Here is a 16,551-nt window from a genome sequence, read left to right as displayed (position 1 = left end):
AACCGTCTCGAAAAGTTTGTTATTAAACTATTTTTTGTTCCTGTATACTTCCAGTACTCCGTCTAACTTTTTGATTTTTTTGATTAAATCTTCTATTTGTTTTGTTTCATTTATTTCAAATCCAATGTCTAATATGGCAACCCGTTCCTTATTTACTCTTAAGTTGAGTGAAACGGCATTCAATTTAGCTTCCGAATATAGATTAGTCACGTCTTGAAGAAGTCTTGGTCTGTCTATGGCTTTTATCTGAAGCTCGCTTAAGAAAGTCGCCTTTTCTTCTGTGTCCCATTCTACCTCGATAAACCTTTGATCATCCGAATCATTCAGGTCATGGACATTTGTACAGTCTGACCTGTGAATCGAAACTCCTCTGCCTCTGGTAATATATCCTACAATTGCATCTCCGGGAACTGGATTGCAGCATTTAGAAAAACGGACCTTTATGTTGTCTATGCCCTTTATAATAACACCCGAAGCATGTTTTTCTTTTCTTGGCGGCGATGCTTTTGCTGCTGTCAGATTCTTCTCAAGATTTTCTATCTTTTCAAGCTCTATTTTATCCTTGTTTTTTTCCAGATATAGTAACTTCAGCCTGTTTACAATCTGGTTTTCTGTGATACCGCCATTTCCTACCGCCGCAAACAGATTGCTTATGGTATTCATGTTGTATTTATCTGCTACAAACTTCAGCCATTCTTCCTTCATCAAATCAACAATTTGAAAGCCTTGTTTTTTGACTTCTCGCTCTACAAGCTCTTTCCCTTTTTCAACATTGAAATCTTTGTCTTTTTCCTTGAAGAACTTCCTTATTTTTGATTTTGCCTGGCTTGATGCAGCTATTTTCAGCCAGTCTCTGCTGGGACCGACACTAGACTGCGATGTAAGTATTTCAACCTGATCACCTGTCTTTAGCTTCGTGTCAATAGGCACTATTCTGCCGTTTATCTTTGCACCTACACACCTGTTGCCCACGGCACTGTGTACCCTGTAAGCAAAATCTATCGGTATTGAACCCTTAGGCAGATTTACAACTTCTCCCTTAGGTGTAAATACAAATACTTCGTCAGCATATAAGTCTATTTTTAGCGATTCCATAAATTCCTGAGGATCATTTGTTTCCTGCTGCCATTCAAGCATCTGCCTCAGCCAGTTCAGTTTCTCCTCATAATTTGTCTTTTCATCGATTCCTTCCTTGTACTTCCAGTGCGCCGCAATACCGTACTCAGCAGTCCTGTGCATTTCAAGAGTCCTTATCTGTATCTCAAATGGTTCTCCATACGGCCCTATTACCGTAGTATGCAAAGACTGGTACATGTTTGGTTTTGGCATTGCAATGTAGTCTTTGAACCTTCCAGGAATAGGCTTCCAAAGTGTGTGCACAGTTCCCAGAGAGCCGTAGCAGTCTTTAATAGTGTCCACAATAATTCTAACGGCAATCAAGTCATATATCTGCTCAAAGGATTTATTCTTAAAATACATTTTCTTATAAATGGAATATAGACTTTTCGGTCTCCCTTTGATTTCTGATTTTATTCCCGCTTCGTTAAGCTTTTCAGACATTATAGAAATTATTTGAGAAATGTAATCTTTTCTCTTTTCACTTTTTTCCTGTACTTTTTTGACTAAGTCTTCATATCCTTCCGGATCTATATATTTAAGGCTCAAGTCTTCAAGCTCCCACTTAATGGATGCCATACCGAGACGATTCGCAATAGGTGCATATATTTCAATAGTTTCCATTGCCTTCTGGTACTGCTTTTCCTTAGGCATGTATTGAAGCGTTCTTATATTGTGAAGTCGATCCGCAAGTTTTATTATAACAACCCTGATATCCTTTGACATGGCAATTATCATTTTTCTTAAGGATTCAGCCTGGCGTTCTTCTTTATTTCGGTATTTTACCTTGCTCAACTTTGTGACACCGTCAACCATATTAGCAATTTCTTCACTGAATTCTCTCTTTATGTCATAATATGTAATGCCTGTATCTTCAACCACATCATGGAGAAGAGCTGCTGCGATCGTTTGTACATCAACATGCAAATCAGCTAAAATAAGCGCAACATTATAAGGATGCACAAAGTATCTTTCGCCAGAATACCTAGTCTGCGCATTTGAATGAGCCATCTCCGCATAGTTGTATGCCTTTGCAACAACAGAAATATCCGCATTGGAATTATACGATTCTATTTGATTAATTAAATTTTCCAGCATGTCTTCACCACTATTTCTAATCAGTATCATAATTAATGTCTGTTACTTTTTCTATTACAGTGTCTTATGTTAATAAGTTCACTGACTAAAGCATTAGCTGTATTTTACTAATGATTCAACATTGTACCCTTTTAGTTTTTCTCTTCCGTTTAAATCTTCCAGCTCAATTAAAAATCCAAGTCCTGCTACTTCGCCTCCCAGTTTTTCAACCAGTTTTGCAGCAGCGTACATCGTTCCACCGGTAGCAAGTAAATCATCCACAATTAATACTTTTTGCCCTTTCTTGATTGAGTCCTTATGTATTTCCAGTTTATCTTTTCCATATTCAAGGGAATATTCGTAACTTACTGTTTCAGCAGGAAGTTTTCCCTGCTTTCTTACAGGAACAAATCCTGTTCCCAGCAAATAAGCAAGAGGAGTTGCGAATATGAAGCCTCTTGATTCAGGTCCAACTATTATATCAACATCTATGTCCTTGAATTTTTCAGCCATTTTGTTTATGCATTCCTTTAAAGCATCCGCATCCTTCAGAAGTGTCGTTATGTCTTTAAAACTTATTCCCTCTGACGGAAACCCTTCTATTACACGAATCTTTTCTTTTAAGTCCATAATTCCTCCAATTTAAAAGACTATTTCTTTATATACAGTACTTCATTTTTTAATGCGTATTGAATATTATCAGCCTTTTTAAGCATACATATTATTTCTTCTGCTGTTATTTTAGTATTATATATTTTATTTAGCTTTTCCACAAGCACGAATATGTCAGTCTTTATTATTTTTGACTTGCTTTTATTTATGACTGAATTCAGCACTTTCATTTTTTCATCGTCGATAGAGTAATCCAGTTTGTCACTATCCTCAACATTCTGCAATACCAGCTGAATACTTTTTCTGCCGTTAAATTCATTCAAGCTCATGGTAACCACATAAGCTGACGGTTTTGTGAGAACTTTTTCCAAAATGCCGATTTTACCAAATCCAATTACAGAAATTTCTCTATTATCTTTTACAAGAACAAAGCTTAAATGACTTCCATCCCTGCCTACTTTTCGAATATTTTTCAGTTCTGCATCCTTAAGAGCAAACACCGGTTTCGGATTTCCCGATCCATAAGGCTCAAACATGCAGATTTCTTTATATAAATCAAAACTGACGTCTTTCGCTTCAATATACGAATCGGCTTCAATTTCATTTAGGCTGTCATCCCTGTTTAAAGAGAAGATGTAGCTGTTCAATTCATCTGCAAATATATTTATATTTTTCTCTTCTATCGTCAGTCCAGCTGCAAGCTTATGACCGCCATACTTCAGCAAATATTGCTTCACCGCTGTAAAAGCCTCAAAAATATCAACACATTCCAGACTCCTGGCAGATCCTTTGCCTATACCTTCTTTCATAGATATAACAACACTGGGTATTTCATATTTATCCGTAAGCTTTGAAGCTACAATTCCAAGCACGCCTTCATGCCAGTTCTCTCCATAAACAACAATAATACTCTTCTTGTATAAAAAGTCTGTTTCTATCTTATTAACAGCTTCTTCAAAAATTACACTCTCGGCCTGCTTTCTCAAAGCATTTAAAGCTTCAAGCTCCAGTGCAAGCTTTTCTGCTTCCTGCTCATCAGACGAAAGCATAAGCTTTATTGCCTTTTTTGCGGTATCCATTCTCCCAGCCGCATTTATTCTCGGAGCAATAATAAATCCAATGTGGTAGGATTCGATTTCTTTATCTTTGATACCGGAAACTTCAATAAGCTTTTTTAAGCCTATCAACCTTGTGTTGTTAATTTTTCTCAATCCGTTCTTTGCAATAACCCTGTTGTCTCCAAAAAGATCAACTATATCCGCTATAGTACCAAGGCATGCCAGTTCAAGAAGAACATCTTCAATGTCTTCAACCTTAAGATATGTGTTCAAATGTTTCAAAAATTTAAAAGACAGTCCTGCCGCGCATAAATGCTTGTTTTTCGACGGACAGTCTTTCTGCTTCGGATCTATGACTGCATAAGCCGGAGGCAGCTCCTCCTTGCACTGGTGATGGTCTATTATAACAACATCCTTATTCATTTCGCTTATGCAGGCAATCTTTTCAATTTCAGCTATACCGCAGTCTACTGTAACCACTAAGTCAGCCTCTATTCTATTATCCTTCAGCTTTTCCACAAATTCGGAACTTATGCCATAACCTTCATTTTCTCTTTCAGGCACATAATAATCAACATCTGCCCCAGCTTTTGACAAGAGCAATATGAATTGACTTATGGAGGTCACACCGTCTACATCATAATCTCCATATATGATTATTTTCTGATTCTTATCAATTGCTTCAAGAACTCTTGAACATCCTCTTTGTAAATCTTTATAATTCTTAGCATTTTCAAAGTATTTGAAATCCGGATTAAGAAATTCCTCTATTTCATTATATTCTGTTATATTTCTGTTTAAAAGTATCCTTGAGGATATTTTTGAAAGATTAAATTTTCTGCTTACATCTTTAATATATCCTCTGTCATACTCTTTAACTTTGAGCTTCACTTTTTTCATCGTTGTCAGTAATTTTGGCACCTTCATCTTTAGTATCGGTTACAATCGATTCGTTTGATTCAGTTTTTAGAGAATCCAATTCATTGTTTAACTTTGCGATTGTATCTGCCTGAGCCTTGTTTTTCTGCTCCAGTTCGGAGATTTTTGCTTCTAATGCGCTTCCGTTTTCTTTCAGCTTATTCGTTTCTTCTTCCATTGCTTTAATATTGCTGTCTGCCAGTACTTTGTCGTTTTCAAGTGTTTTTAATTTATTCTTCATCTCTTTTGACTCAGATCTTTTTTTAAACTGTCTAGTTGTTCCGAGAATCAAAACAAGTACAGCTCCTATAATTATACAAATCATCATAACAACAGCCAAAGGCATTTCAAATCTGGCAAGAAACAAATCAACAGGAACCGGTGTGCCGTTCTGAATAGCAAATATAGCAACAAAAATTGCTATTATCAATATAACTATAAAACCAACCTGCATAGTAACACTCCTCTCTTGTAATCATATGTAGATATCAAAATATATTATACTATAGTCTAGTATATATTTACCACTATTTTTTACAATTAAGCATAATATTACAATAAATTATTCACTTAATTTCGCTTTTATATATATTGAGCACTCAATTCTTTTTTTCTCAAGCTCGCATCCAACATTGTAAGGAACATCAAAATTATGGTTAAAATTGTATGCATTTGCATGACATCCTCCGCTGCAGTAATACTTTGCCCAGCAATCTTTGCATACAGGCTTGTCATTTACAGATACATTTTTGAATTTGCTTACAACCGGCTCGTTTACTATTCCTTCATCAACATTTCCTATAATGAATTCCTCCTGGCCGACAAACTGATGGCACGGATAAAATTCCCCTGCAGGCGTTACGGCAACATATTCCGTTCCTGCTCCGCAGCCTATAGATCTCTTGTATATGCACGGGCCTCCATCAAGTTCAATGTTAAAGTGGAAAAATTGGAATTTCTTGCTGTCATCTTTTTGGGATTCCAAATAAAGTCTGGCAAGCTTTTCGTATTCATTTTTTAATATTTCAAGATGTTCTTCAAGCAAGGCGTATTTTTCTTCTGGGCTTGCAACCACAGGCTCTACGGAGATTTTATCAAATCCCAAGTCTCTCATATGCCTTACATCTTCAGAAAAATCAAGATTGTTCGCAGTAAAAGTACCTCTGGCAAAATAATCTTTATCCATCCTTTTTGCTACAAATTTTTTAAAGTTATTTACAATAACATCGTAGCTACCCATTTTATTAACAGTCTTTCTCATGCGGTCGTTAGTAGATTTTCTTCCGTCTATACTTAACACCACATTGTCCATATTTTCATTTATATAGTCTATCTTTTCGTCATCCAGGAGAACTCCGTTTGTAGTTACGGTAAATCTAAAGTGCTTATTGTACTTATCTTCCAAAGACCTTCCATAACTCACAAGCTTTTTAATCGTTTCAAAATTCATAAGAGGTTCCCCTCCAAAGAAGTCAACTTCAAGATTTCTTCTTGTTCCAGAATTTTTCACCAGGTAATCAAAAGCTTTTTTCCCTGTTTCAAAGCTCATATATGATCTTTCACCGTTGTAACTTCCCTGTGATGCAAAGCAATATTCACACCTCAGGTTACAATCATGTGTCATGTTAAGACACATAGCCTTAACAGCAGGTTTAATTTTGTTTACAGGATTGGATTCTTCTGTGTAAAGCATATTGTTAACTATGAGATAGTTAATTTCTAAAATAGCCTCATCAGTTGCTTCCTTGCCGTATTTTTTTTCAATTTCTTCAACTTTATGTCCGCATTTAAAACTTTCATCATTTAATAGGTCATATACCACTTCATCAACAACATGCACCAGCCCGCTGTTAGTATCAATAGCGAAGCACATGTTGTCCAAACAAAATAGATGTATCATCTCTTCCTCCAAATTACTTTATGGCTCATCAATGGATCATATTATATTACATATTCCGTTAAACATTGTGTTGATCAGGCCATTTATCAGTTAGCGTTTCATTAACAGAAATTTTTCGCTGTTCAGAAAAAAACCCCCTTAAAGGGGTCATCTACACAAAGGCAACAACTTAACCAAGAAGCTGCACAAGTTGCTGAAAAAATCTGCCTGCATCGATTCTGTTAAAACAAACAATCGTTAAGTATCCGAACATACTGTTTATGCCTACCTTCCAAAATCTTGCAGAACAAACTTTTTCAACACCCTTAACTATTTATTTATTCTCGCACTTTTGGTTTCCTACTGTACAAGAAGTTTTGCATGCAGATTGACATGAAGTCTGGCATTCGCCGCATCCTTTTACATTCATGTTATCTGTAAGTTTTGTTTTGTTTAGCGTTTTAATATGTACCATACTGAACCTCCTTCGAACTTTTTAAATTATAGCATTTTTGGAGATTATTTAAAAGTGTTTTTTTTTAAATTTTATAAATAGGCTACCTTTGAGTGCGAAGTTTCATATTTACTCCTACTATTCCTGCGAGAATTGAAACAGGCAGGTAAAGCAAGTGCATCAATATATTTATTTCTCCCGGATGCCTGAATATAACTTTCATCAGCAACACAACTGCAAAATAAACTATCCACATTTCAATTCCCCTTAGCAAACCTCTCTCGTGCACACTTTTGGAGTACATAAGCGTCACTACAAACATACATATGGGAATCACAAAACTGTATGCAAGTTCCAATGAGGGCTGTTTAGAAAAAAAGTACATGTACAATGTAAGAATAAAAAATACAGACAAGGACATTATTAATAAATATAGCGAATATTTAAGCAATTTCATTATTTTCATCATATTAATCCTCCAATTATTATAATCATTAAATTTTATTCAGATGTAAAAAAAAAAGAACCGACAATACTAATAATGGCTATATTTGAGGCATAAAACACTTGACAACAACAGTCGGATTTGCTAAAGTAAGGATACTAAGAGGGAGTAGTTTTAAATCTTCAGTCAACAACCGAATGCCAGCATTCTGGCTGAAGATCTGTTTAAGTAACGTAGGTAACAAGACTTTTAGTATATCTTGGATTTATTATAAAGATATGCCACGAGTCTTTTTTTTTTTAGAAATGGCATACTAGTATAAACTATCAAAAAGGAGAAAATTATGTATTATCAAAAAAAAGCTGACGAAGTCTGTACAGAGTTAAGCACTCTAAGAAGCGGACTGAGTCAGGAGGAAGCAAAAAAGAGACTTGAGCAGAACGGGCCTAATGCTCTAGTTGAGAAAAGCCGTAAAACCTTACTCCAAAAGTTTTTGGCACAATTGAAGGATACTATGATTTATATATTGTTTGCTGCCGCAGCCATATCATTCATGCTGCATGAAGTAACAGATGCAATAATTATACTGCTGGTAGTGCTTATAAATTCTGTGATCGGTGTAATACAGGAATCAAAAGCAGAAGCAGCACTTGAAGCTTTAAAAAACCTTTCAAGCCCGTCAGCAATGGTAAAACGAGGCGGAAAAATAATGGAACTACCTGCATCTGAATTAGTAGTTGGAGACATTGTTGTACTAGAAGCTGGCCGGATAATTCCAGCAGACCTAAGACTTCTTAACTCAGTTAATCTGAAAATAGAAGAATCGGCATTGACCGGTGAATCAGTACCTGTTGACAAGAATGCTGAATTCATTGCAGATACAGAAGTCGGCATAGGCGACAGAATTAATATGGCATACTCATCAACAAGCGTTGCTTACGGGCGGGGCGAAGGTGTTGTTGTATATACGGGCATGGATACAGAAATCGGTAAAATTGCCGCAATGCTGAATGAAAGCGAAGAAGAGCTTACGCCTCTTCAAAAAAGGCTTAACGATTTAGGCAAGGTTCTGGGGATAGTTGCAATTGTAATAGTTCTTGCAATGTTCGGTATTGCGGTACTGCAGGGCAGAGACATTGTTGAAATGCTTATTACTGCAATTTCTCTTGCGGTAGCTGCTATTCCTGAGGGTCTTACAGCAGTTGTAACCATCGTTCTTGCTCTTGGGGTTCAAAGAATGGTAAAAGTCAACACAATAGTGCGAAAGCTGCCGGCAGTTGAAACATTAGGCGCAGTAAGCACTGTATGCTCAGATAAAACAGGTACCCTCACTCAGAATAAAATGACTGTAACAAAAATATATTTAGATGGGCAAATAAAAGAAGTTAATGACCTTTCCTACGATAAAAATACTGTATTTATGAAAGGTTTTGTACTGTGCAATGATGCCTCAACCGCAAACAATGAAAGAATAGGAGACCCAACTGAACTGGCTCTTCTTGATATGGGTTCTCTTTCCAACATTACGAGAGAAGAGCTGGAAAAGAGCAACCCACGAATAAACGAGCAGTCATTTGATTCTGCGCGTAAACTTATGACTACCGTCCACAAGGATGAGGACGGCAAGGTTATAAGCTACACAAAGGGAGCAACAGATGTGCTTCTTGGGCGATGTAAAAAAATATACATTGACGGAAAGACTGTAGATATTACAGATACGCATATTGCAGGCATAAACAATGCTGCTTCTGAAATGGCAAAAGATGCCTTAAGAGTTTTAGCACTGGGTATCAAACAGGATGATGATTCTGCAAGTGAAGAAAATCTTACATTTGTTGGTTTGGTTGGCATGATAGACCCTCCACGTCCGGAAGCCAAAGATTCTGTCAAAACATTAAAACAAGCGGGTATAACAACCATAATGATTACCGGAGATCATAAAGATACAGCCCTTGCAATAGCCAAGGAACTGGGTATTGCAGAGGATGAGAGCCAATGTATAACCGGAAGCCAGTTGAACGAGCTGACTCAGGAACAGTTAAACCATAAGGTTAACAACTTAAGAGTGTTCGCCCGCGTGTCGCCGGAACATAAGGTAATGATAGTTAAAGCATTCAAATCAAACGGAAGCATAGTTTCAATGACAGGTGACGGTGTAAATGATGCTCCTTCATTAAAAGCAGCCGACATTGGCGTTGCAATGGGAATAACCGGAACTGATGTAGCAAAAGGTGCCGCTGACATGGTTCTGACAGATGATAACTTTGCGACGATTGAGAAAGCAGTTGCTGAAGGAAGAGGTATTTACAATAATATCAAGAAGACTGTATTGTTCCTTCTTTCCTCAAATTTTGGAGAAGTTATATCCATGTTTGGAGCAATAGTCGCAGGACTTGCAGCTCCTCTGCAATCAATTCACATACTGTGGATTAACCTTATAACCGACTCTCTGCCGGGCCTTGCTCTTGGAGTTGACTCAAAAGATGAAGATATAATGGAAGCGAGTCCAAGAAATCCAAATGAAAGTCTGTTTGCCCACGGAGGCATGGCATTTACCGTATACAACGGCTTCATGATTGCAGCCCTTACATTGGGAGCATTTCTTTGGTCTCCTGTCATTCATCTGAATAATGCCGGCATGGAAGTAACACTGGAAAATATAAAATGGATGCTTGGACAGGTTATACAAGAAAACGGGGTCGATTACAGCATAATCGAGCATGCTCAGACATATGCATTCACAACACTGGGCGTTTCACAGCTGTTTCATGCAATAGGAATGAGAAACTACGATAAATCTCTTTTTAAACAGAATTTATTTGACAATAAATCAATGATAGGTGCTTTTATCATAGGTCTGCTTCTTCAAGTTGCAGTTACTGAAATTCCTATACTTGTCGAAGCTTTTGAAACTAGCAAACTGTCATTTAAAGAATGGGGAAACCTGATACTTTTATCAATGGTTCCTCTGCTGTCCCATGAAATTGTTGTAGCAGGAAAGCACATATTTAAAAAACAAGCATAATTATAAATAAACCCGGCTTCTTCAAGCCGGGTTTATTTATGCAAGAAAAAAGGAGCATCAATGCTCCTATATGTATCAATTACTTATTATCATCTTCATCTGTCGATTTGGTTTCAGTTTCAACTTCTTCGACAGCAGCTGCTTTTTCTTTTCCCTTTTTAACAACATTTCCTATTGCCCATTTAGAGAATTCAATTCTTTGCTTAGCGTGCGGCATTTCTAATACCACGATTTCATCATTAACCTTAACTACTTTTCCATGAATTCCGCCGATTGTAATGACTTCATCTCCTGTAGCCAGGCTGTCTCTCATTGCCTTTATTTCTTTGTCCTTTTTTTTCTGCGGTCTGATCATCATAAAATACATTAATGCAAATAAAACGACCATCATTAAAATTCCGCTATATTGTTCCATATTTCCTCCTAATGTTTAGTATCCATAGTTCTCATAAAATTGTTTTTTAAATTTCATGAAATTGTCTTCCATTATACTTATTCTAATACGTTTCATTAAATTAATCAAGAAAAATAAATTATGAATTGATGCAAGCCTTGCACCAAGTATCTCGTTTTCACTGAATAAATGCCTTATATAAGCCCTTGAATAGTTTCGGCATGTGTAGCATCCGCACTCTTCGTCAATTGGCCCAAAATCATGCTTGTGCTTGGCATTTTTAATGGTAAGCTGTCCTTTGCTCGTCATGAATGCACCGTGCCTTGCCATTCTTGTGGGAAGCACACAGTCCGCCATATCTATTCCTCTTTCAACCGCTTCAAACAGATAATCAGGACTTCCAACACCCATCAGGTATCTTGGTTTTTTCTTTGGCAGAAGCTCAACGGTATAATCCATTACCTCGCACATCAATTCTCTCGGCTCACCTACGCTTAGCCCTCCAACAGCATATCCAGGGAAATCAAGCTCTGTGAGTTGCTTTACACTTTCTATTCTCAAATCTTTGTACATTCCTCCCTGCACAATACCAAACAATGCCTGATTGTCGATATTTTTATGAAAGTCCTTGCAACGTTTTGCCCATCTTGTAGTTCTCTGCATAGATTTTTCAACATATTCATATGTTGCCGGATAAGGAGCACATTCATCAAATGCCATCATTATATCCGATCCCAGGTAGTTTTGTATTTCCATAGACTTTTCAGGGCTTATGAAGTGCTTAGAACCGTCTATGTGGGATCTGAATTCAACTCCCTCTTCCCTGATTTTTCTTAAATCTCCGAGGCTGAACACCTGAAACCCTCCGCTGTCCGTTAGAATTGGACCATCCCAGTTCATAAACTTGTGCAATCCTCCAGCTTCTCTAATAAGCTCATGTCCGGGTCTTAAGTACAAATGGTATGTATTGCTCAATATTATTTGAGCTTCCAACGATTTCATTTCTTCAGGAGTCATTGCCTTTACAGTCGCCTTAGTTCCCACCGGCATGAAAATAGGTGTTTCTATATCTCCGTGATTTGTATGGATAATTCCCAACCTTGCCTTACATTCTTTAGATTCTTTTATTAATTCAAAATTAAACATATTTCACCCTTTATTTAATCAGCATAGCATCGCCGAAGCTGAAAAACCTGTATTTGTTTTTTACTGCAATATTATAAGCATTCATTATGTTTTCTTTGCCTGCCAGCGCACTTACAAGCATTATAAGCGTGGACTCTGGCAGATGGAAATTTGTAATAAGTGTGTCCACAACCTTGTATTTATATCCCGGATATATAAATATATCTGTCCATCCTTTTTGAGCTCTAACAAATCCACGATCATCTCCTATTGTTTCCAATGTTCTCGTGCTTGTTGTTCCAACAGAGATTATTCTATTTCCATTCATTTTTGCCCTGTTTATTTTTTCCGCCTCGATTTCCGACAGCTCATAATATTCAGAGTGCATTTTATGCTCGGAAATAAATTCAGACTTAACCGGTCTAAAGGTTCCAAGCCCTACATGCAACGTCAGCCTGGCTATGTCTGTTCCCATTTCTTCTATCTTTTTCAACAATTCGTCATTGAAATGTAATCCGGCAGTAGGTGCGGCAGCAGAACCGGGATTTTTAGCATAAATCGTCTGATACCTGTTCTTATCCTCCAGCTTCTCGTGTATGTACGGAGGAAGCGGCATTTCTCCCAACTGATCCAGTATTTCCTCAAAAATTCCATTATATTTAAATTCAATTATTCGATTACCATCATCCTCAACCTCTATTATTTTGCCGGAAAGCAGATTTTCTTTGAATACTATTTCAACTCCGTTCCTTGCTTTCTTGCCTGGTTTAACTAAAGTTTCCCATTTGTTGTCATCAATCCTTTTCAACAAAAGAAGCTCAATTACGGCTCCCGTATCCTTTCTTGTTCCAAAAAGCCTCGCCGGTAGCACCTTAGTATCGTTAATTACAAGGCAGTCGCCTTTTTTTAAATAGTTCACAATTTCATAGAAATGTCTATGCTCAACCTCTCCGGTACTTTTATCAAGCACCAGAAGTCTTGAATGATCCCTATCCTTTATAGGAGTCTGAGCTATAAGCTCCTGGGGAAGATCATAATAAAAATCACTTGTCTTAAAATCATTTATCATCTAATTGTTACTCCAGTATAGTAATGTTCTAATATTTCGTCGTACTTAAATCCTTCTTCAGCCATTTGCTTGGCTCCGTACTGGCTCATGCCGATACCGTGCCCCCAGCCTCTTCCCTGGAAATTGTAATCTGATGAATCTGTATCCAAAACAGATACTCCTGAAGAGCTAATAACTGAAATTTTTTCTTGTGTTAATTTTTTTGTACCTGAGGATGATATTACATGTCGGCCTGTAACACTTCCTGTATCCAATCGATTCACCGTATCCGCCGTTTCGCTGCCTGCATCTTCTTCTGGTATTTCATCTATTATGTGATCCAGAATTCCTCCTCTTGAAGGGATTTCCTGCTTTAAACCGTCATCTTCAGCTGTGCTTGAACTTTTATCAAATGTAAATTCATTTGTAAAATAATACACTGTTCCGTTTTCAACTGTAAACCATTGGCTCATAAGACCAAGAACAAGCCTTGCATCTTCCTTATAATATACAATTTCTCCAATATCAGTTAAAAATATGCATTTCAAAACCCTGTTATTTTCAGAAACCTCCGCTATTTCTATACTGTAAAGCTCATCAACGTTGTTTCCATCATCATTGAGCATTTTAATTATTTCGCTTCTTTTATATGATTTCTGCCATTCATTGTACGGTGAATCAGACCTGTCCGAATACTCATCATCTACAGCAACGCCATACGGAAGTTTTGACGACCATACATTTTCCGTATTCTCGGTTTTTCCTCCGCTGGTAGAATGATAAAATGCTTGAATAAGCTTGTCTTCATAATAAATCATTTCACCCTTTGTTTCATCTACAGCTTCATTAGTTGATTCCTTTTCCGAAGAATAACCCATGTATACCTGGCTGTTTTGGTTGTCATCCATATCATAGCCGTATGAAGCATAAGGACTTAGGCAAGAAACTGCATATGTCCTGGCTGCAACCGCCTGTGCTTTAAGAGACTCTTTTCCCCATGAAGCGGATATTTCATTTGGAACTACACCATACAGATAGCTTTCAAGATCTACAAAATTAATAGAAATAAGCTTAGAATTATCTATTATTTTAAACCCTATAAAACCCCTGTAAGGTTTCTTATCAATTTTAATCATTTCACAGCCTTCGCCGTCATTGTATGATGAAAAATATATGTCCATGTCGTTACTGTACATAAATGCAACATTGTCATTATCATCATAGGCTGCTACATTTTGCATATTAGTGCTTACAACTTCTACTTCATACCCCTCGTCAACCATTTCTTCCATTAACTCTTTTGCTCCGTACATGTCAGCATACATACCACCGTAAATTCTGTAGCCATCATTACTAAGCTGTGGGAAAAAGTCTTCTCTGAATTCTTCCTCCAGTTCATTTGCAACTCTATCAGCTTTTTCAAAAGAAGAATATAGCTGGTCAAGAACAACATGGTTTGGTCCAACAGACGCCTTGTTTTTTTCCTGTGTGTAGCTGTATTCACTGTCGAAATACGAATCTAAGAGGAGACATAAGCTGTCTTCATTTAACTGAAACAGCTCCTCCGGCTTTCCATCCAGTTCATAAACGGTTATATCTTCATAGCTCTGGATTGATGACTGCTCGTTGTATACTCTTGGATACCGTATTCTGATTCTAACATATTCTTCATCAGAAGCTCCGAAGCAGGCAGAAATTGATAAAATTAAAATCAATAAAGACATAGCTGTAATCTTCAATATGTTTTTTTTCATATAAATCACCTAATCCAGATCAATTGTTGTTTGACTTGTATTTTTTCTATGCTTATTTACATGCCTGTATCCATGTTCTGTAACGATTCTACCTCTTGGCGTTCGGCTCAAATATCCTATCTGAAGAAGATAAGGTTCATAAACATCCTCTATCGTTCCCTTTTCTTCACCTATTGAAGCAGACAGAGTTTCCAGCCCTACAGGGCCTCCCTTGTAAAAATCAATGATTGTGTTCAATATTCTCCTGTCAAGTTTATCCAGTCCCATTTCATCTATTTCTAACATTTTAAGAGCGCTGTCAGCCGTTTCTGTATCGATTATTCCGTCACTTTTCACTATGGCATAATCCCTTACACGCCTTAGTAGTCTGTTTGCTATTCTAGGTGTTCCCCTTGATCTCCTTGCAATTTCTTCTGCTCCATTCTCATTTATTTCAACATCAATAATTCCGGCAGAACGAAGTACAATTTCTTTTAAATCTTTTACATTATAAAAATCCAGGTTGCACATGACACCGAACCTGTCTCTCAAAGGTGATGCCAGCATTCCAGATCTTGTTGTGGCACCGATTAAAGTAAATTTCGGCAAATCAAGCCTTATAGATCTTGCTGATGGTCCCTTGCCTATTATAATATCAAGAGCGAAATCCTCAAGTGCAGGGTATAAGATTTCTTCCACATTCTTATTTATTCTGTGAATCTCATCAATAAACAGCACATCATTCTCGTTTAAATTCGTCAATATTGCTGCTAAATCTCCCTGCCTTTCTATCGCCGGACCTGATGTAACTCTGATGTTCACTCCCATTTCATTTGAAATAATATTGGCAAGCGTGGTTTTTCCCAACCCAGGAGGCCCAGAAAGCAGCACATGATCCAGAGGCTGATTTCTCATTTGAGCCGACTGAATGAAAATATTAAGAACCTCTTTAACCTTGCTTTGTCCAATATATTGACAGAGTCTTTGGGGCCTCAGGCTGAGTTCAAGTTCTTCCTCACCTGTATTTGCAGTACCGGCAACTATTTCATTTTCTCTTTCAAACATCATTATCCCTGCCTGTTAATATTTTTTAATGCTTCCTTAATAATTTCGTTCTCCGTCTTTCCAGTCGTGTCAATTTTATCAAGGGCCTTTTTAGATTCATTCGGATTAAATCCCAGTGATATTAAACCATTTATTACATCATCTGATTCGGAATCAAAGCGCTGAATTTCCGTTGGTGCCGAAACTTCTATGCTGTCAAGTGTTCCAACTTTGTCCTTTAACTCAAGAATTATTTTCCCTGCTGTTTTTTTCCCTATGCCGGGAACCTTGGACATGCTTGCAACATCATCTTTAATAATTATTTCCTTAACAGTATTTGTTTCATAAGTGGACAAAATTGATAATCCTGCTTTAGGGCCGATACCATTCACTGAAATTAGTTTTTTATACATTTCAATTTCATCCGAGGTCAGAAACCCGTACAGCGCAATATTATCCTCTCTTACATGCATATATATATGTATTGAAGTCCTCTCTCCTTCACTTACCTTATTTAAAGTTGAGCGGGATGTGCTTACATAGTAGCCTATATCATTATTTTCTACAACTATGTAATCAGGTCCTTTTTTTACTACTTCACCTTTGATATAACTAATCATCTG

14 protein-coding genes are annotated in these 16,551 nt (G+C 37.1%); 1 reads left to right on the top strand and 13 read right to left on the bottom strand.

Annotation, left to right across the window (positions count from 1 at the left end; all coding sequences use genetic code 11):
- Positions 1–27: 27 nt before the first annotated feature.
- The 7 genes from RBQ61_RS09250 to RBQ61_RS09220 all read right to left on the bottom strand — a co-directional run bounded on the left by RBQ61_RS09250 (position 28) and on the right by RBQ61_RS09220 (position 7,583).
- The gene (locus tag RBQ61_RS09250) at positions 28–2,244 is read right to left on the bottom strand and encodes a bifunctional (p)ppGpp synthetase/guanosine-3',5'-bis(diphosphate) 3'-pyrophosphohydrolase (protein ID WP_308137050.1); all 2,217 of its coding nucleotides are present in this window, start codon (positions 2,242–2,244) and stop codon (positions 28–30) included.
- Between the two features lie 63 nt (positions 2,245–2,307).
- Positions 2,308–2,823: an adenine phosphoribosyltransferase gene (locus RBQ61_RS09245; RefSeq protein ID WP_308137049.1), complete on the bottom strand. Its 516-nt coding sequence runs from the start codon at positions 2,821–2,823 to the stop codon at positions 2,308–2,310.
- Positions 2,824–2,843: 20 nt separating this feature from the next.
- Positions 2,844–4,763, bottom strand: a complete 1,920-nt coding sequence (gene recJ / locus RBQ61_RS09240) for a single-stranded-DNA-specific exonuclease RecJ (protein ID WP_308137048.1) — start codon at positions 4,761–4,763, stop codon at positions 2,844–2,846.
- Entirely contained in the window at positions 4,738–5,235 is a 498-nt protein-coding gene (locus RBQ61_RS09235; RefSeq protein ID WP_308137047.1) for a LapA family protein, read from the bottom strand. Before RBQ61_RS09235 ends, recJ begins: the two co-directional genes overlap by 26 nt.
- A gap of 108 nt (positions 5,236–5,343) precedes the next feature.
- Positions 5,344–6,681 carry a thioether cross-link-forming SCIFF peptide maturase gene (gene scfB / locus RBQ61_RS09230; RefSeq protein ID WP_308137046.1) on the bottom strand — a complete coding sequence of 446 codons (1,338 nt, stop codon included), beginning with the start codon at positions 6,679–6,681 and terminating at the stop codon, positions 5,344–5,346.
- Between the two features lie 313 nt (positions 6,682–6,994).
- The gene (gene scfA, locus RBQ61_RS09225) at positions 6,995–7,135 is read right to left on the bottom strand and encodes a six-cysteine ranthipeptide SCIFF (RefSeq protein WP_213926898.1); all 141 of its coding nucleotides are present in this window, start codon (positions 7,133–7,135) and stop codon (positions 6,995–6,997) included.
- 82 nt (positions 7,136–7,217) lie between these two features.
- Positions 7,218–7,583 carry a TIGR04086 family membrane protein gene (locus tag RBQ61_RS09220; protein WP_308137045.1) on the bottom strand — a complete coding sequence of 122 codons (366 nt, stop codon included), beginning with the start codon at positions 7,581–7,583 and terminating at the stop codon, positions 7,218–7,220.
- Positions 7,584–7,902: 319 nt separating this feature from the next.
- On the opposite strand from RBQ61_RS09220, the gene RBQ61_RS09215 reads away from it, so the two are divergent.
- Positions 7,903–10,584 carry a cation-translocating P-type ATPase gene (locus RBQ61_RS09215; RefSeq protein WP_308137044.1) on the top strand — a complete coding sequence of 894 codons (2,682 nt, stop codon included), beginning with the start codon at positions 7,903–7,905 and terminating at the stop codon, positions 10,582–10,584.
- Positions 10,585–10,663: 79 nt separating this feature from the next.
- Here the strand turns inward: RBQ61_RS09215 and yajC are convergent, their stop codons facing one another.
- From yajC to ruvA, 6 genes are read right to left on the bottom strand one after another with little or no spacing between them, the layout of a single operon-like run.
- Positions 10,664–10,999: a preprotein translocase subunit YajC gene (gene yajC / locus RBQ61_RS09210; RefSeq protein ID WP_308137043.1), complete on the bottom strand. Its 336-nt coding sequence runs from the start codon at positions 10,997–10,999 to the stop codon at positions 10,664–10,666.
- 15 nt (positions 11,000–11,014) lie between these two features.
- Complete coding sequence (tgt, locus tag RBQ61_RS09205; RefSeq protein WP_308137042.1) at positions 11,015–12,124, bottom strand: tRNA guanosine(34) transglycosylase Tgt; 1,110 nt, start codon at positions 12,122–12,124, stop codon at positions 11,015–11,017.
- A gap of 10 nt (positions 12,125–12,134) precedes the next feature.
- Complete coding sequence (queA, locus tag RBQ61_RS09200; protein ID WP_308137041.1) at positions 12,135–13,172, bottom strand: tRNA preQ1(34) S-adenosylmethionine ribosyltransferase-isomerase QueA; 1,038 nt, start codon at positions 13,170–13,172, stop codon at positions 12,135–12,137.
- Complete coding sequence (locus RBQ61_RS09195; protein WP_308137040.1) at positions 13,169–14,905, bottom strand: SpoIID/LytB domain-containing protein; 1,737 nt, start codon at positions 14,903–14,905, stop codon at positions 13,169–13,171. The genes queA and RBQ61_RS09195 overlap by 4 nt, the downstream gene beginning before the upstream one ends.
- 9 nt (positions 14,906–14,914) lie before the next feature.
- Positions 14,915–15,949 (bottom strand): Holliday junction branch migration DNA helicase RuvB, encoded by a 1,035-nt coding sequence (gene ruvB / locus RBQ61_RS09190; protein ID WP_308140104.1) that lies wholly within the window; start codon positions 15,947–15,949, stop codon positions 14,915–14,917.
- A gap of 2 nt (positions 15,950–15,951) precedes the next feature.
- Positions 15,952–16,548, bottom strand: coding sequence for a Holliday junction branch migration protein RuvA (gene ruvA, locus RBQ61_RS09185; RefSeq protein WP_308137039.1), 597 nt, complete (start codon positions 16,546–16,548; stop codon positions 15,952–15,954).
- Between the last annotated feature and the right edge of the window lie 3 nt (positions 16,549–16,551).

Source organism: Sedimentibacter sp. MB35-C1 (assembly GCF_030913635.1).
GTDB lineage: Bacteria > Bacillota > Clostridia > Tissierellales > Sedimentibacteraceae > Sedimentibacter.
The sequence above is the reverse complement of the archived record's forward strand: the minus strand, read 5'-3'. Positions and strand labels throughout refer to the sequence as shown.